At 70.9% G+C, this 24,360-nt stretch carries 21 protein-coding genes; 8 read left to right on the forward strand and 13 right to left on the reverse strand.

Annotated elements, in window-relative coordinates:
* Nucleotides 1-159: 159 nt before the first annotated feature.
* From pdhA to WMF36_RS20120, 3 genes are read left to right on the forward strand one after another with little or no spacing between them, the layout of a single operon-like run.
* Nucleotides 160-1,137, forward strand: a complete 978-nt coding sequence (gene pdhA / locus WMF36_RS20110) for a pyruvate dehydrogenase (acetyl-transferring) E1 component subunit alpha (RefSeq protein WP_437581237.1) — start codon at nucleotides 160-162, stop codon at nucleotides 1,135-1,137.
* A complete protein-coding gene (locus WMF36_RS20115; protein ID WP_437493105.1) occupies nucleotides 1,134-2,117 on the forward strand; it encodes a pyruvate dehydrogenase complex E1 component subunit beta in 984 nt (327 codons plus the stop codon). Before pdhA ends, WMF36_RS20115 begins: the two co-directional genes overlap by 4 nt.
* A 39-nt stretch (nucleotides 2,118-2,156) precedes the next feature.
* Nucleotides 2,157-3,494 (forward strand): dihydrolipoamide acetyltransferase family protein, encoded by a 1,338-nt coding sequence (locus WMF36_RS20120; RefSeq protein WP_437581238.1) that lies wholly within the window; start codon nucleotides 2,157-2,159, stop codon nucleotides 3,492-3,494.
* Nucleotides 3,495-3,666: 172 nt separating this feature from the next.
* Here the strand turns inward: WMF36_RS20120 and fxsT are convergent, their stop codons facing one another.
* From fxsT to WMF36_RS20135, 3 genes are all read right to left on the reverse strand, one after another.
* Nucleotides 3,667-6,537 carry an FxSxx-COOH system tetratricopeptide repeat protein gene (gene fxsT, locus WMF36_RS20125; protein ID WP_437581239.1) on the reverse strand — a complete coding sequence of 957 codons (2,871 nt, stop codon included), beginning with the start codon at nucleotides 6,535-6,537 and terminating at the stop codon, nucleotides 3,667-3,669.
* A 147-nt stretch (nucleotides 6,538-6,684) separates the two neighbouring features.
* On the reverse strand, nucleotides 6,685-7,761 hold the full coding sequence (locus WMF36_RS20130; RefSeq protein WP_437581240.1) for an ATP/GTP-binding protein: 1,077 nt from the start codon (nucleotides 7,759-7,761) through the stop codon (nucleotides 6,685-6,687).
* 26 nt (nucleotides 7,762-7,787) lie between these two features.
* Nucleotides 7,788-9,290, reverse strand: coding sequence for an SIR2 family protein (locus WMF36_RS20135; protein WP_437581241.1), 1,503 nt, complete (start codon nucleotides 9,288-9,290; stop codon nucleotides 7,788-7,790).
* Between the two features lie 296 nt (nucleotides 9,291-9,586).
* On the opposite strand from WMF36_RS20135, the gene WMF36_RS20140 reads away from it, so the two are divergent.
* The gene (locus WMF36_RS20140; protein WP_437581242.1) at nucleotides 9,587-10,492 is read left to right on the forward strand and encodes a formylglycine-generating enzyme family protein; all 906 of its coding nucleotides are present in this window, start codon (nucleotides 9,587-9,589) and stop codon (nucleotides 10,490-10,492) included.
* A gap of 67 nt (nucleotides 10,493-10,559) precedes the next feature.
* A complete protein-coding gene (locus WMF36_RS20145) occupies nucleotides 10,560-11,504 on the forward strand; it encodes a metallophosphoesterase family protein (RefSeq protein WP_437581244.1) in 945 nt (314 codons plus the stop codon).
* 215 nt (nucleotides 11,505-11,719) lie between these two features.
* Here the strand turns inward: WMF36_RS20145 and WMF36_RS20150 are convergent, their stop codons facing one another.
* On the reverse strand, nucleotides 11,720-11,926 hold the full coding sequence (locus tag WMF36_RS20150) for a cold-shock protein (protein WP_012236438.1): 207 nt from the start codon (nucleotides 11,924-11,926) through the stop codon (nucleotides 11,720-11,722).
* Nucleotides 11,927-12,664: 738 nt separating this feature from the next.
* Between WMF36_RS20150 and WMF36_RS20155 the strand changes: the two genes are divergently transcribed.
* Together WMF36_RS20155 and def are read left to right on the forward strand one after the other, a co-directional pair.
* The gene (locus WMF36_RS20155) at nucleotides 12,665-14,875 is read left to right on the forward strand and encodes an ATPase, T2SS/T4P/T4SS family (protein ID WP_437581245.1); all 2,211 of its coding nucleotides are present in this window, start codon (nucleotides 12,665-12,667) and stop codon (nucleotides 14,873-14,875) included.
* Between the two features lie 138 nt (nucleotides 14,876-15,013).
* On the forward strand, nucleotides 15,014-15,526 hold the full coding sequence (def, locus tag WMF36_RS20160; protein WP_437581246.1) for a peptide deformylase: 513 nt from the start codon (nucleotides 15,014-15,016) through the stop codon (nucleotides 15,524-15,526).
* 18 nt (nucleotides 15,527-15,544) lie between these two features.
* Here the strand turns inward: def and ribD are convergent, their stop codons facing one another.
* The 9 genes from ribD to WMF36_RS20205 form a co-directional block, all read right to left on the reverse strand.
* Nucleotides 15,545-16,690, reverse strand: coding sequence for a bifunctional diaminohydroxyphosphoribosylaminopyrimidine deaminase/5-amino-6-(5-phosphoribosylamino)uracil reductase RibD (gene ribD, locus WMF36_RS20165; RefSeq protein ID WP_437581247.1), 1,146 nt, complete (start codon nucleotides 16,688-16,690; stop codon nucleotides 15,545-15,547).
* 16 nt (nucleotides 16,691-16,706) lie between these two features.
* Nucleotides 16,707-17,168 (reverse strand): transcriptional regulator NrdR, encoded by a 462-nt coding sequence (nrdR, locus tag WMF36_RS20170; RefSeq protein WP_437581248.1) that lies wholly within the window; start codon nucleotides 17,166-17,168, stop codon nucleotides 16,707-16,709.
* A gap of 24 nt (nucleotides 17,169-17,192) precedes the next feature.
* Complete coding sequence (fabF, locus tag WMF36_RS20175; protein ID WP_437581249.1) at nucleotides 17,193-18,440, reverse strand: beta-ketoacyl-ACP synthase II; 1,248 nt, start codon at nucleotides 18,438-18,440, stop codon at nucleotides 17,193-17,195.
* Between the two features lie 127 nt (nucleotides 18,441-18,567).
* Nucleotides 18,568-18,816, reverse strand: coding sequence for an acyl carrier protein (acpP, locus tag WMF36_RS20180; RefSeq protein WP_020736512.1), 249 nt, complete (start codon nucleotides 18,814-18,816; stop codon nucleotides 18,568-18,570).
* Nucleotides 18,817-18,960: 144 nt separating this feature from the next.
* Nucleotides 18,961-19,707 carry a 3-oxoacyl-ACP reductase family protein gene (locus WMF36_RS20185; protein ID WP_437581250.1) on the reverse strand — a complete coding sequence of 249 codons (747 nt, stop codon included), beginning with the start codon at nucleotides 19,705-19,707 and terminating at the stop codon, nucleotides 18,961-18,963.
* 6 nt (nucleotides 19,708-19,713) lie between these two features.
* The gene (fabD, locus tag WMF36_RS20190) at nucleotides 19,714-20,655 is read right to left on the reverse strand and encodes an ACP S-malonyltransferase (protein WP_437581251.1); all 942 of its coding nucleotides are present in this window, start codon (nucleotides 20,653-20,655) and stop codon (nucleotides 19,714-19,716) included.
* Nucleotides 20,656-20,818: 163 nt separating this feature from the next.
* On the reverse strand, nucleotides 20,819-21,814 hold the full coding sequence (locus WMF36_RS20195) for a beta-ketoacyl-ACP synthase III (protein ID WP_437581252.1): 996 nt from the start codon (nucleotides 21,812-21,814) through the stop codon (nucleotides 20,819-20,821).
* A 94-nt stretch (nucleotides 21,815-21,908) separates the two neighbouring features.
* Complete coding sequence (gene rpmF, locus WMF36_RS20200; protein WP_020736516.1) at nucleotides 21,909-22,103, reverse strand: 50S ribosomal protein L32; 195 nt, start codon at nucleotides 22,101-22,103, stop codon at nucleotides 21,909-21,911.
* 4 nt (nucleotides 22,104-22,107) lie between these two features.
* Complete coding sequence (locus tag WMF36_RS20205) at nucleotides 22,108-22,890, reverse strand: YceD family protein (RefSeq protein ID WP_437581253.1); 783 nt, start codon at nucleotides 22,888-22,890, stop codon at nucleotides 22,108-22,110.
* A gap of 106 nt (nucleotides 22,891-22,996) precedes the next feature.
* Here WMF36_RS20205 and WMF36_RS20210 point away from each other — a divergent pair, with 106 nt between their 5' ends.
* Entirely contained in the window at nucleotides 22,997-24,331 is a 1,335-nt protein-coding gene (locus WMF36_RS20210; RefSeq protein WP_437581254.1) for a hypothetical protein, read from the forward strand.
* The last annotated feature ends 29 nt before the right edge of the window (nucleotides 24,332-24,360 follow it).

Consider the following 24,360-nt stretch of genomic DNA (forward strand, 5'->3'; position numbering starts at 1 on the left):
CGGAAAAAACTCCCGTAAAGGAGCCCGGGTAAGCGGCGTCGCTGTCCGGAACGGCCGACGTCAAGCGCCCCTCGCGGGCTCGGCATGTCGTCCACGATCACGCCGACCGCCGCGCTGGCGACTGTCTGGAACGCTGTCCTGCCCCCTGAGATCTCCGCGATGACTACCCTGACAAACGGCGACGATCTCCATCTGTCGCTCTACCGAAAGATGTTTCAGATACGCCGCTTCGAGGAAGAAGCGGCCCGCGCCTACGCGCAGAGCAAGATCGGTGGGTTCCTGCACCTCTACATCGGTCAGGAGCCCATCGCCGTCGGCGCGTCCGCGGCGCTCCGCCCTGACGATTACGTGATGACGACCTACCGCGATCACGGCCTCGCGCTCGCCCGCGGGATGACCCCGCGCGCCGCGATGGCGGAGCTCTACGGCAAGGTCACCGGGTGCTCGAAGGGGCTCGGCGGCTCGATGCACTTCTTCGACAAAGAGCACAACATGCTCGGTGGCTACGGCATCGTCGGCGGCCACATCCCCATCGCCGTCGGGACCGCGTTCGCGTCGAAGTACCGCGGCGAGGACAGGGTCTCGATGGTGTTCTTCGGCGAGGGGGCGGTGAGCATTGGTGACTTCCACGAAGGCATGTCGCTCGCGGCGCTCTGGAAGCTGCCGATCGTGTTCGTCTGCGAGAACAACGAGTACGCGATGGGGACGCCGCTCTCCCGGACGCTCTCGGTCGAGGACGTCTCGCTGAAGGCGCTCGCCTACGGGATGGAGCGCGATCGCTTCAACTCCGAGCACGTCCTCCAGGTGCGCGATCGCCTCGCCGAGGCCATCACGCGGGCGCGCACCCACTCGGAGCCGACGCTGGTCGAGATCAGGACGTACCGCTTCCGGGGCCACTCGATGAGCGATCCCGGCAAGTACCGGACGAAGGAGGAGCTCGAGGAGCGCAAGAAGAAGGACGTGCTCCTGCGCTCGCGCATCGAGCTCGAGGAGAAGGGGCACAAGGCCGCCCTCGAGGCGATCGATAAAGAGGTGGAAGACGAGATCGCCGATGCGGTCCGCTTCGCCGAGGAGAGCCCCGAACCCGGGCCCGAGGTTCTCGAGCCCACAACCTACGCAGGACCTTTTGCGCGATGACCGTCCTAAGATACCGGGAGGCGGTTCGCGCCGCCATGATCGAGGAAATGGAGCGCGACGAGCGGGTGTATCTCGTCGGCGAGGAGGTCGGGCACTACCAGGGCGCCTATAAGGTGACCGAGGGGATGCTCGATAAGTTCGGATCCAGGCGCGTGATCGACGCGCCGATCACCGAGAGCGGGTTCACCGGCATCTCGATCGGCGCCGCGATGGTCGGGCTCCGGCCGATCGTCGAGTACATGACGTGGAACTTCTCCGCCGTCGCGTTCGATCAGATCCTCAACAACGCAGCGAAGCTCCGGCAGATGTCCGGCGGACAGCTCACCATCCCGCTCGTGCTGCGGGCGCCGAACGGCTCGGCGCGGCAGGTCGGCTCGCAGCACTCGCACTCGATGGAGCACTTCTACGCGCATATCCCCGGCCTCAAGGTGCTCGCGCCCGCGATGCCCGCGGACGCGAAGGGGCTCCTGAAGTCGGCGATCCGGGACGACAACCCGGTGCTCTTCATGGAGAGCGAGACGCTCTACGGTGTGAAGGGCGAGGTGCCCGACGATCCCGACTTCATCGTGCCGCTCGGGGTCGCCTCGATCGTGCGCGAGGGGACGGACGTCTCGATCATCGCCTGGAGCCGGATGGTGCACGTGGCGCTCGAGGCGGCCGCGGAGCTCGAGAAGGAGGGCATCAGCGCGGAGATCGTGGATCTGCGATCGCTGCGCCCGCTCGACGAGGAGACGGTCGTGCGGAGCGTAACGAAGACCCACCGCGCGGTCGTGGCGCATGAGGGCTGGCCCTACGGCGGCGTCGGCGCCGAGGTCGCCGATCGCATCCAGCGGCTCGCGTTCGACGAGCTGGACGCGCCCGTCCTGCGCGCGACGACGCTCGACGTTCCGATGCCCTACAACGCACGGCTGGAGCAGTACGTGATCCCGCAGGCAGCGCGGATCATCGAAAACGTTCACCGCGTTCTCTACAAAAGCTGACTGAGCGGACGCACATCCCCGATCAAGGTTGATAGACCCATGGCGAAGGTTCTGGAACTGCCGAAGCTGTCCCCAACCATGGAGGAGGGGCAGATCAGTGCGTGGCACAAGAAGGAAGGCGACACGATCGACATCGACGATCTGCTCGCAGACGTCGAGACCGACAAGGCGACCATGGAGTACAAGTCCTTCGATCGAGGGACGTTGCTCAAGATCCTCGTGCCCCCGGGCAGCGTGGTTCAGCTCGGCCAGCCTGTCGCGATCATCGGCAACCCGGGCGAGGACATAAGCGCCCTCGCCGGGGGGAGCGGTGGCGGCGCTCCGGCGCCGCAGCCGAGCGCGGCGGAAGCTCAACCCAAGGGGGATCGCGCGGCGCAGCCGGCCGGCAGCGCCGCGCCGAGCGGCGAGGCGCCCGCGACGACCGCGCCGCCCGCGGCCCGCGGCGACGCGGTCTCGCCGCCCACGCAGCCGGCGGCGCCGCAGCCGTCGTCCGACGGGCGCGTGAGGGCGTCGCCCTACGTGCGCAAGCTCGGCCGCGAGCGCGGGCTCGACCTGACCAGCGTCGCCGGTACGGGTCCGCGCGGGCGCATCGTCGCGCGCGATCTCGAGGGGCTGAAGCCGGCGCCGACCGCCGCGGCGGCTGCGCCCGCCGCGCCCGGCGAGCTCGCTGCGCCGGAGGTGCGGCCGCTCAGCATGATGCGCAAGGCGATCGCCCGGCGCCTCACCGAGTCGAAGCAGACGGTCCCGCACTTCTATCTCTCGATCGACGTCGACGCCGATCCGCTGAACGCGCTGCGCGAGCAGATCAACGCGGATCTCGCGGCGACCGCCGGCGAGGGCGAGAAGCCGCCCAAGATCAGCTTCAACGATCTCCTCGTCAAGGCGTGCGCCATCGCGCTCGTGCGCGTGCCGGAGTGCAACGCGCAGTTCACCTCGGACGCGATCCTCATCCACCGGCGCGTCGACATCTCGGTGGCGGTCGCCGTCCCCGAGGGCCTCGTCACGCCGGTGGTGCGTGACGTCGACCGCAAGCAGGTGCTCGATATCGCCGCCGAGGTGCGCGAGCTCGCGGGGCGGGCCAAGGCGAAGAAGCTGCGGCCCGAGGAGATGGCGAACGGGACGTTCTCGATCTCGAACCTGGGCATGTACGGGATCGACAACTTCGGGGCCGTCATCAACCCCCCCGAGGGCGCGATCCTCGCCGTGGGTCAGGTCCGCCGCGAGCCCGTCGTGCGCGGCGAGCAGGTCGTGCCGGGCCGCCGCTTGAGCATGACGCTCTCCTGCGATCACCGCGTCGTCGACGGCGCGGTCGGCGCGACCTTCCTGAAGGTCCTGCGCCAGCTGCTGGAGCACCCGACGCAGATCCTGCTCGGCTAGCCCTCCACACCTCCACTGCCAGAGAACAGCCAGGATGCAGAGGACGCCGGGGAGCTCCCGGCGTCCCCATGCGCAGCGCGCGCTGGCCTCACCGCCGCGGGCACGCGCTGGCCTCACCGCCGCGGGCGCGCGCCGACCTCACCGCCGCGGCGCACGAGCGCCGCGCTTCTGCTCAGGTAGCCTCGGCGCTGCTCCCGAGCGCGTCGCCGAGGCGCGCCAGGTTCCGCGAGAAGATCTGCACCGACGGGTGCGACGGCCCGAGCGCCTTCGTGGCGATCGCTACCGCGCGCTCGATCTGCTGCCACGCGCCCGATAGATCGCCGAGCGCCTGCAGCACGCGCCCGAGGTTGTTCACGATGCTCGCTACGACCGGGTGATCCGGGCCGTAGGTGGCCTGCGCGATGCCGAGCGCCCGCTCCAGCTGCTCGCGCGCCCCGGGCAGCTCGCCGAGCGCTTGCAGCACGCTGCCGAGGTTGTTGCAGCCGATCGCCACCGCCGGATGATCCGGCCCGTAGGTCGCCTCGGCGATCCTCAGCACGCGCGCGAAGTTCGCCCGCGCCCCCTCGAGATCGCCGAGATCGCGCAGCACGCTGCCGAGATTGTTGATGTCCCGCGCGACGTCCGGGTGATCCGGCCCGTAGGTGTCCTCGACGATCGCGAGCGCGCGCTCGAAGTCGGCGCGCGCCCCGGCGAGGTCGCCGAGGTCGCGCAGCACGCGCCCGCGGTTGTTCAGCGCCAGCGCGAAGCGCGGGTGGTAGCAGCCGTAGCTGTGCTCGTCGATCTTGAGCGCCTCCTCGAACTGCTCGCGCGCGCCCTTGAGGTCGCCGAGATCGTGGAGCAGCCGGCCGAGGTTCGTGCGCCCGATCGCGACCGTCGGGTGCTCCTGCCCGTAGGCGCGGATGTCGATCGCGAGCGCCCGCTCGAGGTGCACGCGCGCGCCGGCGAAGTCGCCGAGGTCACGGAAGAGCGCGCCCAGGTTGTTGAGCCGTATCGCGACGCTCGGGTCGTCGGGGCCGTACGTGGCCTCGTCGATGGCGAGGGCGCGCTCCAGGTGCTTGCGCGCGCCCGGCAGATCGCCCTGATCCATGAGCACGCTGCCGAGGTCGTTCACGTCGCGCGCGACGTCCGGGTGGTCGGGGCCGAAGCTCGCGATGTCGATCGCCAGCGCGCGCTCCAGGTGGGCCCGCGCGCCGCCGAGATCACCGAGGTCGTGCAGGACGCTGCCGAGGCTGCGCAGCACGGCCGCGACCTTCGGGTCATCGTGGCCGAACACCGCCTCGTGGAGCGCGAGCGCCCGCTCCAGGTAACCCTTGGCCTCCGCGAACGCCGCGCGCCCCTGCAGGTAGACGGCGAACCGGGCGAGGAGGCGCCCGCGCACCTCCTTCGCGACGTCGTAGGCCTCGGACTGGCTCGCCGCGGCGAGCGCGTGCGGCAGCCAGCGGGCGCAAAAGGGCCACGTCTCCACGTCGTCGCTGCTCTCGGGGAACGCGTGATCGACGAGCCGGACCGCCGCCTCGGCCCACATCCGCCGGTCCTGAGGCGAGAGGCGATCACGGACCACCGCCTGGACGAGCCGGTGCACCGAGAGCGCGCCCTCGTGCACGTCGATGAACGAGTAGCGGCGGAGCGCGGCGACCGCCTCGTCGAGCATCAGCGGATCGCTCAGCGCCTCCGCGAGCGCCGGCGGCAGGTGCGGCGCGGCGTCGGCGAGGCCCTCGCGCGGGATGTCGTCGGGCGCGAGGAACGCGCACAGGCTCAGCAGATCGACGGCGACGGGCGAGAAGCGCTGCGCCTCCTGGAACGCGAGGCCCCAGGTGGTGGCGACCGGCGTCGGGTAATCCATCGGCACGCCGCGGAGCAACAGCTCGCGCTGATGGTCGCCGAAGACCGCGTGGTAGGTCGCGATCGAGGACCTCGTCTCCTTGATGGTCGCCGCCGCCTGCACCAGCGCGAGCGGCAGACCGCCGAGCGTCTCGGCGAGCTTCTCCGCGGCGCGCTCGTCGCTCTGCCCGGTCCGATCGAGCAGGAACTTCACCGAGTCGGCGCGATCGAGCGCCGGCACGGTGAGCGGCGTGGCGATGCCGCGAAAGCTCGGGTTGCGCGAGGTGATCAGGATGTGCCCGGTGCGCGGGTGCGGGAGGTAGGGGGCGACGTCCCGCGGGTCGTTGACGTTGTCGAAGACGACGAGCCACTTGTCGTTGCGCGACAGCCACGACCGGACCGCCTCGATCGCGATCCGCTGGTCGGCCTCGTTCTGCTCCGGCAGGTCGAGCGCCGCGGCGAGGCGCGCGAAGTCCTCGGCCATCGTCGCCGGCTCCTCGGCGCGGACCCACCAGACGACGTTGTACTGGCTCGCGTACCGGTGCGCGTACTCCGCGGCGAGCTGCGTCTTGCCGATCCCGCCGAGGCCGCTGATCGCCTGCGTGAGCGCCGCGGGCCCGCCCGTCGTGAGCGCGCTCCGCAGCTCGTCGAGGAGCTGGTCGCGCCCGGTGAAGCTCGGGTTGCGCGGCGGCAGCTTCTTGATGTGCGGCTCGGCGTCGGGCGAGCTCGACTGTCGCCGGGGGGGCGGCCGCTGCGTCGGCGGCTCCGTCTCGCGGACGGCGCTCCGTATCCCCTTCGCGATCTCGGTGAAGGCCTCGCTCTGGTTGGGGTAGCTCGTCACGGGCCGCGCGCGGTTGGGCAGCGGCTGCAGCTTGCCGAGCACCGTCTTCTCCCAGGCGCAGGGCCGCAGGACGACGGGGATGACACGACATTCCCCCGCCTCGTGCCGGGCGATCGCCTCCCGGATCTCCGGCGAGAGCCACGCGTCGGCGTTGAGGAAGTCCGCGCTCACGAGCAGCAGCACGACCCGGGCCTCGCGCAGCCTCGCCGCGAACGCCTCTCGCCGCTCCCTCCCCCCGCCGAGCGCGAAGCCCTGGTACGTCCGGATGACCCCCTGCCGTTTGAGCGCGTCGAGGTGCGTCTCGATCTTGGGCCGCAGGTCCTCGTCCCTCGGGGAGTAGGAGAAGAACACATCGGCGGGGCTCGTCGCCAAGGCAACCATAGTTCCTCTCGCGGGCCTTAAGGTCTCACGACGGACCTGAAGCGCAACGAGAATACGCGGTCGGGAAAGACCCAGGAAGAGACGGTATATGACGCTCTCGGCGGATACATGCGGGTCGAACCTCCATGGCTGCTTCGGGGGTTTGCCTTACCCCGAATCCGGCTCCGTCCTACCTTCGCGTTCCTCTTCCGTGCTGGGGAAGAATCTGCCGGAAGCCTGGACGATGCGGCGCGCCGCTTCCATCCATTGCCGCCGATCGTCCCGTCGCAGCTGGTTGCGGACGACGATTTTTACGAGACGATGAACGCTGAGCGCGTGCGGCCGCACCTCGATCAGCGAGTGCAGCCGCAACATCGCGATCGCGTCGTCGAGCGCGAGCGGGTCGTACTCGTTCAGCGCCCGCCGCGGGATCGCGTCCATCGGCAGGAATGAGCAGAGGCTGAGGAGCTCCGCCGCGGCCTGGTGGCTGAACACCGCGGCGAGCGCGCTCTCCCACGCGGTCGCGACCGTCACCGGGAAGCTGACCGGGCGCTCCAGGAGCGCGGCCGGTCGCTGGCGGAACAGCGCGAGGTACTCCGCGAGCGGGCGCCCGGTCTCCTCGATGTACGCGCCGGCTTGCGCCAGGGCAAGCGGCAGGTCGCCGAGCTCCTCGGCGAGCGCGTCGGCCGACTCCGCGTCGGTCTCGCCCGTGCGCCGCAGCAGGAAGCTCACCGACTCGGCGCGCTCGATGCCGCGGACGGTCACCGTCGTGAGCCCGCGCCAGATCGGATTCTGCGACGTCGTGATGATGTGGCCTCCCTGCGAGACGCTCGGAACGTAGGGCTCGACCTCGCTCGGGTCGCGCACGCTGTCGAAGAAGAGGAGCCAGCGCCCGCGGCGCCCGAGCCTGTTGCGCACCGCCGCGACCCCGCGCGCCGGATCCAGCTGCTCGTGATCGGGCAGCCGCATCTCGGCGGCGAGCGCCATGAAGGCGGCGTCCATCGTCGCCGGGCTCTGGCCGTCGATCAGGAAGACCGTGTCGTAGGCGCTGGCGTTGCGGTACGCGTACTCGATCGCGAGCTTGGTCTTGCCGGTGCCGCCGAGCCCGCAGAGCGGCGCCATGCCGCGCCTCGCGAGCATGGCGCCGATCTCGGCGAGCAGATCCTCGCGCGCGGCCAGGTTCCGGCTGCTCCACGCGGGGACGCTCCAGATCCCGGGCGGCGGTGGCACCTCTGATTGGCTCACCGGCTGGGCGCCGGTGCTCGGTGAGCCTACGGGGGGTTTTGGGTGAGCTGCTCGACCTGCTTTCGGATGCCCTTGGCGATGTCGGTGAAGGCCTCGCTCTGGTTGACCCAGCTCGTCACCGGGCGCCCACCTCGCGGCAGGCTGGCCAGCTTGCCGAAGGGCGCGCCCTCCCAGTCACAGGCGTCGAGGATGACCGGGATGACGCGCGCCTCACCCCGCTCGTGACGATCGATCGCCTTCTGCATCTCGACGTCGTAACAGAAGTCCGACGCGAGAAAATCGGCGCTGATGAGCAGGAGGACGACCCTCGCGGTCTCGAGGTGCTCGGCGAGCGCTCTGTCGCGCTCCTCGCCGGCGCCGATCTCGCCGTCGTGCCAGCCGCGGATGACGCCCTTGCGCTTGAGGATGGCGAGGTGCGTCTCGAGCTTGTCGCGCAGCTCGCGGTTGCTCTCCGAGTACGAGAAGAACACCTCGATGGGGCTCGCCGGAGGCTCGGACACCCGGTCGCGCCGCGGAGAGTCGAGCGCCCCCGGCACCGTGACCGTGTCGTCGTACGCGGCCGGGCCGGGCGGGAGATCGTACGCCGGGAAGCCGAGCGGCGACGACGACGGCGGGAGCTCCAGGTCGGGGATCGGCGGCGGGACGATCGAGCGGGAGCGGAGCGGCGTCGCGCGCGGGCGGGGCGCGCACATGCGCTCGAGGATCGCGAGCGCCTTGTCGTGGCTGCCGTCGGCGGTGTCGTAGGGCAGGAGCAGGAACCCCATGTCCACGAGCGTCGCGCGGCGGTACGGCGTCAGGCTCGCGCTCGGGACGATGACGAAGCGGGGCGGCGGCGAGCTGCCCGAGAGCGCGTGGATGTCCGACAGCATCTCGTCGAAGTTGTTGTCGGCGCGCCCGAATCCGATGAAGAGCACGGGGCACTTCGACAGCACGGCCGTGAGCGACCTGCGCACGGCGGGGGCCGCGATCGACGCGAGGAAGCGCTCGCGCTCGAACACCCAGCTGCCCGGCTCCTTCAGCGTGCCGTGCAGCTTGAGGATGAACCGCCGCCGCCACGCGGCCTCGTCGGTGACGCGCCACATGGTGTCCCACTCGATGCCGAAGGCGCGCTCGAGCAGGTGGTTGAGGTTCGTGGTGAGCACCGCGCGCAGCTTGTCCCGCAGCGCGGCGATCGCGAGCGCGATGCGCGGCGGCTCGAGCCCCTCGTCGTCGAGCGCGTCCTCGACGAACGCGTTGAACTCCGCCGCGCCGAGGGCGTGCTCCGCCGCGGCGAGCGCCTCGCTGTAGCGCTGCGATCGCGCGAGCGACGCGACCTCGGCGGTCACGACGTCGTCGCCGACCTGCTCTCGCACCCTCTCGACGAGCAGGTCGACGAGCTGGCGCCACGTCGGCAGCCCGGCCGCAGCCGAGATGCCTCCCCCCACGAAGAGCACGAGCTCTCCGCTCTCGAACGCCTCATGCAGCTCTTCGATCACCGCGGCGTCGAGCTCCGCGCTCATCGTATTCGCGTTGTCCATAAGGGTTGACATCGAGCCCCTCGAGTCTATCGCTCCTCGGCGCCCAGCGCACTTTTGCGACGCGTCGCGCTCACCTTCGCGCATGACGCGCGACGCCGCGTCGAGCGCGCGACGCCGCGTCGCGCGCCAAGCCCAAGACGTCCCAGACGACAGACCGCGTCGCCTCGGGCGCGGTGCCGCCTCGGGCGCAGTGAAGCGCGGTCGGAGCAGCGGAAACAGTCCGCAAGCCTGGAGCATGCTACGCCTCCGACATGCGTCCGGCGGCTCTCTTTACGCTGGCCACGCTGGCCTCGATTTTCGCAGTCTCCATGATCGGCGTGGCTGCCCCTCCCCCCTCCCGCGCGCGGCGCGCCCCGCGCCTCCCGGCGAGCGCGGAGGCCGCGCTCCCGGCGGGCGCCGGCGGCCCGCGCTCGCCCGCGAGCGTCGTCGCGCTGCGCGCGCCCGGCCCACCTGCGGTCCTTGTGCGCGCGGGCAGCTTCACGATGGGCTCGAGCGAGATCGAGATCGCGCACGCGGTGACGCTCTGCAAGCTCGAGCCGGGCGGCGATCTGTGCGTCGACGAGACCGAGGCGAGCTTCGCGAACGAGCTCGTACCGCACGAGGTGTACCTGTCGGACTTCTGGATCGACCGCACGGAAGTGACCGTCGCGAGCTATCGCCGGTGCGTCTCGGCCGGACTCTGCACCGAGCCTCCCTATGCGTCCGGCGGGCAGCGGTTCGATCGGCCGGATTATCCGGTCGTGCTCGTCTCGTGGAGTGATGCGCAGCGCTACTGCGCCTGGGCCGGCGGTCGCCTGCCGACCGAGGCCGAGTGGGAGCGCGCCGCGCGCGGCGCGGCCGGGCGTCGCTACCCCTGGGGCCATGTCTACAACCCCTTCCACGCGAACCACGGGAGGCTCTCGTTCGACGAGCTCGACGACGGCGACGGCTTCCTCGAGCTCGCTCCCGTGGGCTCGCTCGTCTCCGGGCGGACCCCCGACGGCATCGACGATCTCGCCGGCAACGTCGAGGAGTGGGTCGCCGATTACTACCATCCCGAGTATCCAAGCAGCAGCGCGAAGGACCCGCGGGGGCCCGACATGGGCGAGGAGCGCGTGCTGCGGGGCGGCAGCTATATCCTGGGTCGGCCCTGGCTGCGCGGCGCCGCGCGAGGGCACGACCTTCCGACGAGCCGCCGGGCATGGCGCGGCTTCCGCTGCGCGCGCGACGCCTGAGCCGGAGCGCGGGCGACGGGCCCGCGCGGCGGTTGGCCACCGCGCGCGAAGGGCCCATACTGCGCCCGTGAGGATCGCGCACCTCTCTGATCTGCACCTCCTGTCCCTCGAGGGGGCCATCCCGTTCCGGCTGCTGAACAAGCGGCTGACGGGCTACATCAACCTTCGCTTCCGGCGCCGCGCCATCCACAAGCCGCACGCGGTGCACGCGGCGGCGAAGGAGATCCGGCGGCTCGACGTGGACCACGTCGTCATCACGGGTGACGTGTCGAACCTCGCGCTCGAGCGAGAGTTCGTCCTCGTCCGCGACTTCCTGCAGCGCGATCTCGGGTTCCCTCCCGATCGGGTGAGCATCGTCCCGGGGAACCACGACGCGTACACGAAGGGCGCGCACCGCTCGCAGCGGTTCTCGCAGTACTTCGCGCCGTACCTGCGCTCCGACCTCCCGCTCGACGCGCCGGCGGGACGCGATGACGTCGAGCCCGGCAGCGACGGTGGGAGCTCGGCGTTCCCCTTCGTGCACCTGCGCGGGCCGGTGGCGATCATCGGCCTGTCGACCGCCTGGCCCCGTCCCCCGCTGGTGGCCTCGGGGCGGATCGGCCCGGTCCAGCTGCGCGCGCTGGAGCGTGTGCTGTCGCACCCGGAGGTGCGACGGCGAACGCCGATCGTGCTCCAGCATCACCCCTTCCACAACCCTGCGAGCCGGACGAAGACCTTGCTGGAGGGCCTGGGAGACGCCGCGGCCGAGGGGCGGCTGCTCCGGCAGGTCAGCCGCGGACTGCTGCTGCACGGGCACCTGCACCGGCGCATTCACCGGAAGCTGCACACCGAGCGGGGTCACATTGACGCGGTGGGCGCCGCCAGCGCTTCGCTGCTTCACGAGAGCGATGAGCGGATGGCGGGGTTCAACGTCTACGAGGTCGACGACGCCGGGGCGATCAGGGGCATCACCTCGCTCCGCTTCGTGCCGGGTCAAGAGGCGTTCCGCGAGGTCCCGGTACCCGAGCGCTGAGCGCTCGGCGGCGCGCCCCACCGGAAGCGACGCTCGCCGAGCGCCCACGGGAGGCGGCGCTCCGCCGAGCGCCCCACCGGAGCCACACGCAGATCATCCGCTGCGCGCGGGACCCGCCTTGCGGGCGCGCGATGATCAGGCTCGGAGGTGGGATGGATCGAGCGCAGCGGAGGCGCTGCGCGGGCAGTCCGGTGGGGCGCTGGTCAGGAGGAGAGTCAGGCGGTGGCGCGGATCACGTTGACCGCCTGGAGACCTTTGGGACCTTCTTTGATCTCAAATTCAACGGTCTCGTCCTCGAACAGACGGCGGCGCCCCTCCCCGTTGATCTGCGAATAATGAACGAAGACGTCGGGGCCAGTCTCTTGCTTAATGAAGCCCCAACCCTTCTCATCGTTGAACCACTTTACCTTGCCAACTGCCATATTTCCTCCACTTCAGAGCTCGTCGATACCCGAGGCGCGCAGGCTGGCAGTCGGGAGGAGACCGCGGCTGCGGTCCCTGATTCCGATGCGGGCTTGGCTGCTTGCAGCAAACCCCCCTCGTAGACAGATCCAGCTTGCGCAGGGCGATTGCCCAGCCGCTGGTTGATGTGCATGCGCGGCGACTTCGACGATTCTCCCCGGTCCGAGCGGGCGCCAACGTAAACGGCTCGAACCGCCAAGGTCAAGCAGCGATGATGGTTCGGCACGAGCTAACGCGAGGCCGTGCCGCGTCACCGGAAGTCCCTGCTTGCAGCAGCTCCCGACGAGAATGTTCCGCCGTACAGCAGATCCTGGCGGCGAGTACGGAAGCGCGTTCGAATCACGGGCGCCCCGCGCGGTGCGAAGCAGAATTCGCGCGGCCGTCAAGATTTGCGCTCTTATCGAAGAGCCTTGTGCGTCGGCCCGTGCATGGCGTCGTGCCCTCCACGCGCGTCTCGAGGTGTCGCGCGGCGGGCGACCTCCCGCGGGCGTCGTGCAGCGGGCGCTGGCCGACGATGGCTCCGCCTGTTCGCCGGCGAGCCGCCGACGTTTTACCCGGCGCGAGCGCGCGGCGGCTCGATTTTCTGGACCCGCGCCTCCGCGCTCCGCCTGCGCCGCGCCGCCTGGGCGCGGCCGGCGCGCGCCTGGGCTCGCGCCCGCTCGCCGCCGGGGAGCAGGATCCGAAGGCATCTCGTTGACATGTCTGTTCGAGCTTGCTCGTATGGCGTGGCGAGGGCATCGGGTCTCACCTCCGCCCTGGCCCCGCGAGGCGACGACGAGATGTTCTCGGTGATCATCAGCGAGAAAGGGGGCGCGGAGCGCCGCGAAACCTTCGACCGGACAGAGATCAACGTCGGTCGCGTGCAGGGCAACGACCTGATGCTGCCGAAGGGCAACGTGTCGAAGCGGCACGCTCGGCTGCTCTTCCGCGACGGGCGCTTCATCGTCACCGACCTCAAGAGCACGAACGGCACGTACGTCAACGGCCGGAAGATCGCTCAGGCGACGATCGTTCGCGAGGGCGACAAGATCTACATCGGCGACTTCGTGCTGCGGATCGAGACGGCCGCGGCCGGAACGGCGCCCCCGGACAGCACGGCGCCCCCGGCGCGCGTGCCGGAGGAGACGGGCACGGGCGATCCGGCGCATCTGGCCGACCGCGCGCCGCCGTCCGCCGAGAAGGGGCTGCACCGGTCGGCGCCCCTGCCGCTGATCAACGAGAAGGGCGAGCCATCGCGCACCAGCCAGGGCGTGATCAGCCACTTCCCGCTCGAGAACGATCCGGACGAGTCAGCCGATGCCGCCGCGCCCGTCCCCGGTCCGCCGCGCATCCCCTCGCCTCGCCCGCCCATCGTGCCCGGCGCGCAGGGCGGCGCGTACGCTCCGCCGCTGCCGGTCCCTCCCGCGACACCCAACGCCTCGCCGGCGCGCGACGGTCGCGCGGCGGTCAACACCGTCCACCCGACCACGCAGATGGCGCGCCCGTACCCGACCGCGACCCCGCTGCCGGGACAGGGCGGAGCGAGCGCCGCCGCGCCGCCGCAGGGCGCTGCGAACGTCGCCGTCCACCCCAGCGTGGTCCCCATCCCGAGCCGGCGCGCCATCCCGCCCGTCTCGGACCGGGTCGACCGCGGGCAGGGCGATTCGGCGCAGGCCGTGGCGCACCGCAGGGCGCTCGGGCGCCTCGTGGAGCGGCTCGGCGACAAGGTCGACCTCGCGCCGCTCGACAGCGGAGCGCCGCCGGACGGCGCGCTCGCCCAGCGGATCGAGCAGGCCATCGCCGCCGGCGCGGAGGCGATGCGCGCGGCGGGCGAGCTGCCCTCCGAGATCGACGCCGAGGCGCTCATGGCCGACGCGCACCGGGAGCTCTTCACGCTCGGCCCGCTCGATCGTCTGCTCGACGACGCCGAGGTCGGTGAGATCCAGGTGTTCCGTCACGACCACGTGATCGCGATGCACGGGCGCCGGCGCGCGATCACGGAGGTCGGGTTCAGCAGCGAGCGCGCGGTCGACCGGGCCATCCGCCGGCTCTGCGTGATGGCCGGGCAGCCGCTCGAGAGCGGCGCGAGCTTCGTCGAGCGGACCCTGCCGAAGGGGCGGCGGCTCTTCGCCGTGCTCCCGCCGGCGGCGACCTCCACGCTGGTGATCCGGAAGCCGCAGCGCCCCGATGTCACGCTCGAAGACCTGGTGCGCAACGGGACGATCTCGCGCGCGATGGCCGGGCTGCTCTCCCAGTGCGTGCTCGGGCGCGGCAACCTCCTCGTCACGGGGACGCGGGACGCAGGGACGGGCTGGTTGCTCGGCGCGCTCGCAGCCGCAGCGCAGCCCGACGATCGGTTCGTCGTGCTCCAGGACGAGGACGAGCTCGCCCTCGATCAGCCCAACACCCTGTCGATCGCGCTCGGCAGCACGACGGTCGAGCGGACGCGGGCGGTGCAGGCGGCCGTGCGCATCCGGCCCGAACGGGTCGTGGTGAGCTCGTTCTCGGGCCACGTCGCGGCCGAGATCGTGGATGCGATCGGCGGCGGCATGGACGGCGTGCTCGCGGCCGCCCGGGCGCCCACGCTGCGGCAGGCGGTGACGCGGCTCCCTGCGGACATCGCCGCGACCCGCCCGGGGATCACGCCGGAGGCAGCGCGCGAGTGGCTGGCGTCGTCGTTCGATCTGGCGATCGAGATCGCGCTGCTCCGCGACGGTCGTCACCGCGTGCTCCGCATGGCCGAGCTCGCGGTCGAGAACGGGCAGATCGCCATTCGCGACGTCTTCACGTTCGTGGTCGAGCGGACGGCCGCCGGCGGCGCGCTCGAGGGGACGTTCCACCCTTCCGGGCTGGTGCCGGACATCGTGGAAGACCTCCAGTCCCGCGGGCTCACCGTCGATACGTCGACCTCGTTCCGCAGGAACCGCTAGCCCCGCCCGCCAGAGATCCGACCGGAGATCCGGCCACCCAGCACGAGCCAGCACGAGAAGACGGGAAGAACTCTGGCGCGCGACGAGAACGTCTTGACGAGCGCCGGCGAGAAACGGAGGTTATGCTGTTGAGCAGCCATGGCCATCCGCACCATCCTCCACTATCCCGATCCGCGACTGCGACAGAAGGCGCAGCCGGTCGGGGACGTCACCCCCGAAATCACGAGGCTTATCGACGACATGGCCGAGACCATGTACGCCGCGCCCGGCGTCGGTCTCGCGGCCACGCAGATCGGGGAGCCACACCGCATCTTCCTCGTTGACATCGCCTCCGACAACGAGCCGAGCAACCTCCTCGTGTTCATCAACCCGGAGATCGTCCGGCAGGAGGGGCAGCAGGTCGGCCCCGAAGGGTGCCTGTCGTTCCCCGGCATCAGCGAGGACATCAAGCGCGCCGAGAGCGTCCGCATCCGCGCCCGCGGGCGCGATGGCGCGACGTTCGAGATCGCGGCCGACGGCCTGCTCGCCGTGGCCGTCCAGCACGAGCTCGATCACCTCGACGGCGTGCTGATGATCGACCGGATGGGCCCGCTCAAAAAGCGCATCGTCCAGCGGAAGATGCAGAAGCGCGGCGCCGAGGCGGCGGGCTGACCCGCGCGAGCGCCCCGATCAGCTGCGCGCCGGGAAGGCCAGAGGGCCGCTGACGTACGCGTCGCGGCCGCAGAGCTCCCATCGCGGATCGACGATCCGGGGCGCGTCCCCCGGCGTGTCCGGGCCGGCCCAGTCCACCGCGCCCGGCCGGCCGCGGGGGCCGAGCAGGATGGGCGCGACGAAGGCGTGCAGCTCGTCCGGCAAGCGCGACGCGAGCAGGCTGCCGGCGAGCTCGGCGCCGCCCTCCACGAGGATGGAGACGATCCCCTGCGAGGCGCAGAGGCGCATCGCGGCGGTCACGTCGACGCGGCCCTCCGCCGAGGTCGGCGCGCGCAGGACGACGCAGCCCGCGTCCACGAGGACCTGCTCCGCCGCCTCGGGCGCGTCGGCGCCCGTGAGCACCCACGTCGGCACCTCCCGCGCCGTCTGCGCGAGGCGCGTGTGGAGCGGCAGCCGGAGCCTCGTGTCGAAGACGAGCCGGATGGGGCTCCGCCCGCCGGGCGCGAGCCCGGCCTCGCGCAGCGTGAGGCGAGGATCGTCGGCCAGCGCGGTGCCGATCCCGATCGCCACCGCGTCGTGGCGCGAGCGGAGCTCCTGCACCTTGGCGCGTGCCTCCGGGCCGGTGACCCACTTCGAGGCCCCCGTGCGGGTCGCGATGCGACCGTCCAGCGACAGGGCGAGCTTGAGCGCGATGTGAGGGATGCCGGTCGTGATGAACTTGGTCCAGGGCGCGATCAGCGCGCGGGCCTCGGCGCCGGCGACGCCGATCTCGACGGCGAGGCCGGCGTCACCGAGCCGCTGCGCCCCGCCGCCGACCACCCCTGGGTTCGGATCGGGCGCGCCGATGACGACGCGCTTGATGCCGGCGCTCAACACCGCGTCCACGCAGGGCGGCGTGCGCCCCTCATGGTTGCAGGGCTCCAGCGTCACGTAGAGTGTCCCGCCGCGCGCCACGTCCCCGGCCCTCGCGAGCGCGAGCCCCTCCGCGTGCTCCTCGCCGGCGCGCGCGTGGTGCGCGACGGCCACGACCTCCCCCGCGGCGTTCACCACCACCGCGCCGACCGGGGGGTTCGGCGACGGCATCGCCTTGTGCGCCTCCTCGATGGCGAGGCGCATCATCGCGGCGTCGAACTCGGGATCGGGGGTGGGGAGCTTCGCAGACATCGAAGTGCCGGATCTACTAGGGCGCCTTGGCCTTCACAAGCTTGCCAAGCTCGACCATGAACTGGTCGATGTCCCGAAAGGAACGATAGACGCTGGCGAACCGGACATAGGCGACCTCATCGAGTGTCCGCAGGTGGTTCATCACCCGTTCGCCTAGCTCGGTCGACAGGATCTCCCGCCGCTCGGACTCCTGCGCCTCGCGCTCGATCGCGTCGGCAATGGCCTCGATCTGGTCGGTGGACACGGGCCGCTTGTTGCACGCGATCCGCAGCCCCCGCACGAGCTTCTGCCGGTCGAACGGCTCGCGCCGGCCGTCCTTCTTGACGACCGTCGGCAAGATGTCCTCGACGCGCTCGTAGGTCGTGAACCTGCGCTCGCACGACGCGCACTCGCGCCGCCGGCGGATCACCTCACCCGCGCCGCCGGCGCGGGAGTCGATGACCCGGTCTTCGAGATGGCCGCAAAATGGGCACTTCATCGAGCCATCCAGCGCGGCGCGCGATCAGCCGTCGAACTGGGAGAACACGAGCGACACGTTCGTCCCGCCGAAGCCGAAGGAGTTCGACATCACGTGCGTCAGGCGGCGCTCGCGGGAGGTGAACGGCACGTAGTCCAGGGTTGTGCACTCGGGATCGGGGTCGTCCAGGTTGAGCGTCGGCGGCACCGCGCCGTGACGCAGCGCGAGGGCGCAGAGCGCCGCCTCGACCCCGCCTGCACCCCCGAGCAGGTGGCCCATCGCCGACTTTGTCGAGCTCACCCAGAGGCGCTTCGACGCCGCGTGATCGCCGAAGACCTTCAGGATCGCCCGGGTCTCCTCGATGTCACCCTGGGGCGTCGAGGTGCCGTGGGCGTTGATGTAGTCGATCGCGTCCGGCGCGAGCCTGGCGTCTTCGAGCGCCATCCTCATCGCGCGCTGCGCCCCGGCGCCCTCGGGCGCCGGCTTCGTGATGTGGTACGCGTCGCACGAGGCGCCGTAACCCACGACCTCCGCGTAGATCTTCGCGCCGCGTCTCTTCGCGTGGGAGAGCGACTCGAGCAGCAGCGACCCGGCGCCCTCGGAGCAGACGAAGCCGTCGCGCCCCTTGTCCCAGGGGCGGCTCGCCCGCTGCGGCTCCTCGTTGCGCCGCGAGAGCGCGAACATCGCGCAGAAGCCGCCGATGCCGAGGCCGGTGATCGTCGCCTCCGCGCCGCCCGTGAGCATGATCTGCGAGCGCCCACGGCGGATCCACTCGAACGCCTCGCCGAGGGAGTGCGCGCTCGACGAGCACGCGCTCGTGTTGCAGTAGCTCGCGCCCCGCAGGTCGAGCGACAGCGCCACCTGTCCGGCGGCGAGGTTCGCGATGACCGTCGGGATGAAATAGGGGCTGACCTTGTGAGGGCCCTTCTCGTGCAGCGTGATCGAGTGCTGGAACAGGTACTCGAGACCACCGAGGCCGACGCCGATGAAGGTGCCGCACTGATCGCGGTCCTCCTCGGTGAACTCGATCCCCGCGTCCTTCACGCACATCTGCGAGGCGGCGATGGAGAGCTGGGCGAAGCGGCCCATCTCCTTCACCTTCTTCTTGGGGATGTACTCCTCCGGGGCGAAGCCCTTCACCTCGCCGGCGAAGCGCGTCGGGAAGACGCCCGCGTCGAAGAGGGTGATGGGTCCGATACCGGACTGACCAGCCAGCAAAGATTGCCAGGTGGCCTGCGTCCCGATGCCGTTGGGCGTGATGAGCCCGATGCCGGTGATGACAACGCGTTCCATGGCTCTTATTGCCCTAGCGCCACCACAGAGGTGAGGACACGTGCTTCGGCGAAGAGCGGACCCTTCGCTGGCTCACGCGCCATCACACCTCCATGGTGACGCCGCGTCCGGTAGGGCGGTAGGGACGCTACTTCTTGGCATTCCTTTCGATGTAGTCGACCGCATCCTGGACGGTCCGGATCTTCTCCGTGTCCTCGTCCGGAATGTCGATCTCGAACGCCTCCTCGAACGCGAGGACAAGCTCCACCAGGCCCAGCGAATCGGCGCCCAGATCGTCGATGAAACTCGCTTCAGGCTTGATGTCCTTCTCGTCGACGTCGAGCTGTTCCTTGATGATTCGCTTTACTTCGGCCGTGATGTCGCGACCTTCAGCCATGGTATTCCTCCCGGGAAAACGGACCCCCTAGTAGCCCATCGCCATGGGCGTTGCACCATCGAATTACCAGCGACCGGCTTTTTCGTGTGCGCCTGGTTTGCCGCTGAGCGGACGCCTGGCTGCCTACGTTTCCATCCGGCGCGCTCAGACGTACATGCCGCCGTTGACGCGCAGCGTCTCGCCCGTCACGTAGCTCGCTTCGTCGGAGCACAGGAATGCGATCGCCGCGGCGACCTCCTCCGGTCGACCTGTACGCCCGAGTGGGACCATCTTGGTCAGGCCCTCTTTCATCTCAGCGCTGATCGTCGTCGTCATGTCGGTGTCGATGAACCCGGGCGCCACCGCGTTGACGGTGATGCCGCGCCCCGCGTACTCGCGCGCGAGCGACTTCGTCACCCCGAGCAGGGCCGCCTTCGTCGCGGCATACGCCGTCTGCCCGACGTTGCCCATCTCCGCCACGACGCTGGAGAGGAAGATGATACGCCCCGTGCGCGCGCGCATCATGACCTTCGTCGCGGCGCGGGCGCACGCGATCGAGCCCTTGACGTTGACGGCGAAGAGGCGATCGAGGTCCTCCTCCTTGATCCGCAGGAGCAGGCCGTCGATCGCGATCCCCGCGTTCGCGACGAGGATGTCGAGCCGGCCGAGGCGCTTCGCCGCCTCGGCGATGGTGGCCTCGGTCGCCTGCAGGTTCGCGACGTCGAAGCCGAGCGCCTCGGCCTTGCCGCCGCGCGCGGTGATCGCCTCGACGAGCGCGCGCGCCTCGGCCTCCCCGCGCACGTAGTTGACGATCACGTGCGCCCCCTGCGCCGCAAGCGCCTCCGATGCAGCCCGCCCGATCCCTCGCGAGCCACCCGTGACGATCGCAACTTTGCCCGTAAGGTCGAACATCGATGCCTATGCCTCCGAAAGGAACGCGCTCACGCGCTCAATCCCCGCCATGTCGCTCACGCTGAGCACCTTGATCTGCTTCGTGATCCGCTTCACCAGCCCGGCGAGCACCTTGCCAGGGCCGATCTCCAGGGCGTGCGTGACGCCGTCCTCCGCCATGCGCTCGATCGTCCGCATCCACTGCACGGTGCCGTCGACCTGGCGCAGGAGGAGCGACCGGACCCGCTCCGGATCGACGTTCGGCGTGGCATCGATGTTCGCGATCACCGGGAAGGCGAGCGGCCTGAGCTGGGTGCGCTCGAGCTCGGGGCGCAGGCGCTCGGCCGCGGGTCGCATCAGCGCGCAGTGGAAGGGAGCGCTCACCTTGAGCGGGATCGCCTTGCCGCCGCGGGCGACGGCGAGCTCGCCCGCCCGCGCCACCGCGCGGCTCTGGCCGGCGATCACGATCTGCCCCGGCCCGTTGTAGTTCGCCGGCGCGACCACCTCGCCCTGCGCGGCCTCCGCGCAGATCGCGAGCACCACGTCCTGATCGAGCCCGATGAGCGCGGCCATGGCCCCCTCGCCCGCCGGCACGGCCTCCTGCATCGCGGCGCCGCGGATCCGGCAGAGCCGCACCGCCTCCTCGATCTCGAGCGCGCCGGCGGCGACGAGCGCGCTGTACTCGCCGAGCGAATGGCCGGCCGCGTAGAGCGGCGGCTCGAGGTCGGGCAGGTGCTCGATGAGCGCCGCGGCGACGGCACAGCTCGTGGCGACGATGGCGGGCTGGGTGTTGCTCGTCTGCGTCAGCTCCTCCATCGGCCCTTCGAAGCAGAGCCGCGAGATCGGCTCGCCGAGCGCGGCGTCCGCCCGCGCGAACGCGCCGCGCGCCGCCGCCGAAGCCTCCGCGAGGGCCTTGCCCATCCCGACCTCTTGCGCCCCTTGCCCTGGAAACAGCCAAGCGATTTTCACGTTTGCCCTCACTTCCAAGCGGGGGAGGCGGACGTCGTCCGTCCCCGAACCACGTCACGAGGCCAGCGCGCGCCAGGCCTCGCTCACGCTGGCGCGCCCGGCGAGCACAGCCGCCTTGGCGCGCAGATCCCGACCTCGACACCGGCGCGCGCGCATGGCCCGCTCACATCCGGACGACCGATGCGCCCCAGGAAATGCCAGCGCCGAGCGCGCAGAACAGGACGTTGTGACCCGGCTTGATACGCCCGTCGCGGACCGCCTCATCGAGGGCGATGGGGATCGAGGCGCTCGAGGTGTTGCCGTATTCCTCGATGTTCAGCACGAACCGCTCCAGCGGGAGGCTGAGCCGCGCGGCGACCTGGCTGATGATCCGCAGGTTCGCCTGATGCGCGACGACCCAGTCGAGGTCCGCGGCCGCCATACCCGCCGTATCGAGCGCGATCAGCGAGGCGCTGGAGAGGTTCTTCACAGCGACCTTGAAGATGTCCTGCCCCACCATGTGGACCTTGTTGCGGTTCTGCTCGATGCCCTCGGCGGTGAGCGGCTCGGCCGTGCCGCCGCCCGGGATGACCAGGGAGCTCGCGAGCGCGCCGTCGCTGAAGATGCGCGTCGAGACGATGCCCCTGCCGTCGCCGGACGCAGGCCCGAGCACGACCGCGCCGGCGCCGTCGCCGAACAGGACGCACGTCGTGCGATCCTTCCAGTTCAGGATGCGCGAGAGCAGCTCGACGCCGATCACGAGGACGTGCCGGGCCACACCGTTGGAGATGAACTGATCGGCGATCGTGAGCCCGTAGACGAAGCCCGCGCAGGCCGCCGAGATGTCGAACGCGGGGATCTCCTCGGCGCCGAGCTTCTGCTGCACGTGCACGGCGCAGGCGGGCACCGGCGAGTCGCCGCTGATCGTCCCGACGATGATCATGTCGAGATCGGCCGCAGAGAGCCCGGCGGCCGCCAGCGCAGAGCGGCCGGCAGCGGCTGCCATATCGCTCGTGAGCTCGCCCTCGGCCGCGATGTGACGCCGGCGGATCCCCGTTCTCTCGCTGATCCAGCTGTCGGAGGTGTCGACGATCTTTTCGAGATCGGTGTTGTGCAGGACCCGGGCGGGCGCGTAGCTGCCCGTCCCGAGGATGCGGCTCCTCGGCCGCGCGGCGCTCATGCGCCGACCTCTCGCGCGCCGGTGTGGGCCTTTGCCGCGTCCGGGGGCGCGGGCGCAGCGTTCACGCGCGCCGGCGTCCGCGCGCCCGCCCCTGTCATGTGGCCGCGGTCGCCTTGGTCGCCTTCGCCTTGCGCCCGTTGTAGTGCCCGCAGGCGCCACAGGCGCGGTGCGGGAGCCGGGCTTCCCCGCAGTTCTCGCAAGAAACGAGCTGGACGGGGGTTACCTTGTCGTGGTTGGCGCGCCGCATGTCGCGCTTGCTGGGGGTGGTTTTCCTCTTGGGGACGGCCACGGAGCTACTCCTTCTTGGTCTTCTTCTTCGGTGTCCCGGCCTTGGCCGGGGAAGTTGAGGCAGGTTGCGCGCGCCGGTCAGAGCCGCCGGGCTTCTGTCCAAGCTTCTCTCGGAGCGCGCTCAGCGGCGCGAGCCGCGGGTCGAGGCCTGGAGCGGCCTCGTCCTCCTCCACCGCCCCGCGGGCGAGGGTCGAGGAGCCGCCTTCGCGGTCCTCTCGGGACGCGGCAGGACCGATACCCGGGCAAGCCTCCGAGCACAAGGGGAAGTTCGGCATCTCGAGGAGAATGGCCTCCCGGATGAACGGATCGAGAACCACCGTCTCGCCGTCGTACGTGTCAACGTCGGCCTCGTCGGCCGAGAACTCGTACTCGGGCTCCTTGGTCTTGGCCACCGCCTTCGTCGCCCCGTTGTGCCCCGCGTCGTCCCGCCGGTGGCCGTGCCCCGCGTCGTCCCGCCGGTGGCCGTGCCCCGCATCGTCCCGCCGGTGGCCGTGCCCGTGGCCCTCGGCCTTCGGCGCCGGACGCAAGAGGAGCGAGAGCTCGGCGTCGATGTCCAGCGCGGCCGGAGAGAGACACCGCGCGCACGGCATGGCGACAGACGCCTTGACGCGACCGCGCACGACGATCTCGTTCCCCGTGCGGGAGAGGCGGGCAGAGAGTTGGCCTGGCGCGCGGCTGGTGACGTTGACGTCAGCGAGCTCAGCGTTCAGCCAGTCGGTCGGCAGCGGCATTTCCAGCGAGGTGCCGGAGAGGTCGATGTCATTGGCGGAGAGGGCGATCTTGGACATGGGTTCGGGGCCAGTGAAGGCGGAGCGTTTAGCGCGGGGTGCGTTGGCTCGCAAGACCGAGTACGACCGCCGTCAGAACGGGGCTGCATGGTAGCGTCGCCCCTGCATGGACCCTAGCGCAACGCCCGAGGTCCCCGCCGCGAGCGCCGCCGACAAGCGACCGGAATCGTCAGGGGAGGCACGGCGGGCGAGCCGGCGCAGAGCGGTCGCGCTCGCCCTCTACGTGCTCGTGACGCTCGTGTACGCGGTCAGCTGCTCGCGCGAGCTCTTCACCGTCCACACGCCTTACAACCACTACGCCCTGCTCGCCGAGGCGTGGCTCCACGGCCGCCTCGACCTCGGCGGACCGCCGCCGGCGTACGCGGGCGGCAACGACTTCGCCGCGCTCGGCGATCGCTACTACGTCAGCTTCCCCCCCTTCCCCGCGGTCCTCATCGCGCCGCTCGTCCAGCTCGCCGGCAGCGCCGAGCGCGTGCGCGACGGGCAGTTCTTCCTGGCGTTCGCCGGCGTCGGTCCGGCCGTCCTCTTCCTCGCGCTCGAGAAGCTCTCGGCCTCGCGGCGCAGCCGCCGCACGCAGGCCGAGAACGTCGCGCTCTCGCTGCTCTTCGCGCTCGGGAGCGTCTACTGGTTCAGCGCCGTGCAAGGGACGGTGTGGTTCGCGGCGCACGTCGTCGGCGTCGCGCTCGCGTGCATCTATCTCTACTGCGCGCTCGACGCCGCCCACCCGCTCGCTGCAGGCCTCGCCCTGGGCCTCGGCTTCGCCACCCGCACGCCGCTCGGCTTCGCCCTGCCGCTGTTCCTCTGCGAGGCGCTCCGCGCGGGCCGCTCGGACCCGCGCGCCCTCGCGCGCCGGCTCGCCCTGTTCGCCGCGCCCGCGGCGCTCGTGCTGGCCGCGCTGCTCTGGCACAACCACGCGCGGTTCGGCGACGCGACCGAGTTCGGGCACCGGTACCTCCACATCGCCTGGCGCGCGCGGATCGAGAAGTGGGGGCTCTTCTCGTACCACTACCTGCCGCGCAACCTCGCGGTGGTGCTCACGAGCTTGCCGTACGCCCACGTGCAGGGCGCGCCCTTCCAGATCAACGTGCACGGGCTCGCGCTCTGGGTGACGACGCCGATCTACGCGTGGGCGCTCTGGCCCCGGCGCACGCCGCCCCTGTTCTGGGCGCTCGCCGCCACGGCGTCCGCGGTCGCGCTGCCGAGCCTCTTCTACCAGAACACCGGCTGGATCCAGTTCGGCTACCGCTTCTCCAACGACTTCGCCCCGTTCCTCTTCGCCATGATCGCCGTCTCCGGCCGCCGCTTCGGCGTCCCGTTCTACGCCCTCGGCGCGGCCGCGATCGCCGTGAACGGGTTCGGCGCGGTCACGTTCCAGCGGGCGGGCTTCGAGCGGTTCTATTTCCTCGAGCGCACCCAGCGCGTCCTGCACCAGCCCGACTGAGCGCGCCGGCGCCGCCGCTCAGCCGCCGC

Origin of the sequence: Sorangium sp. So ce887 (assembly GCF_051521455.1) — a bacterium.
Classification (GTDB): Bacteria; Myxococcota_A; Polyangia; order Polyangiales; family Polyangiaceae; genus Sorangium.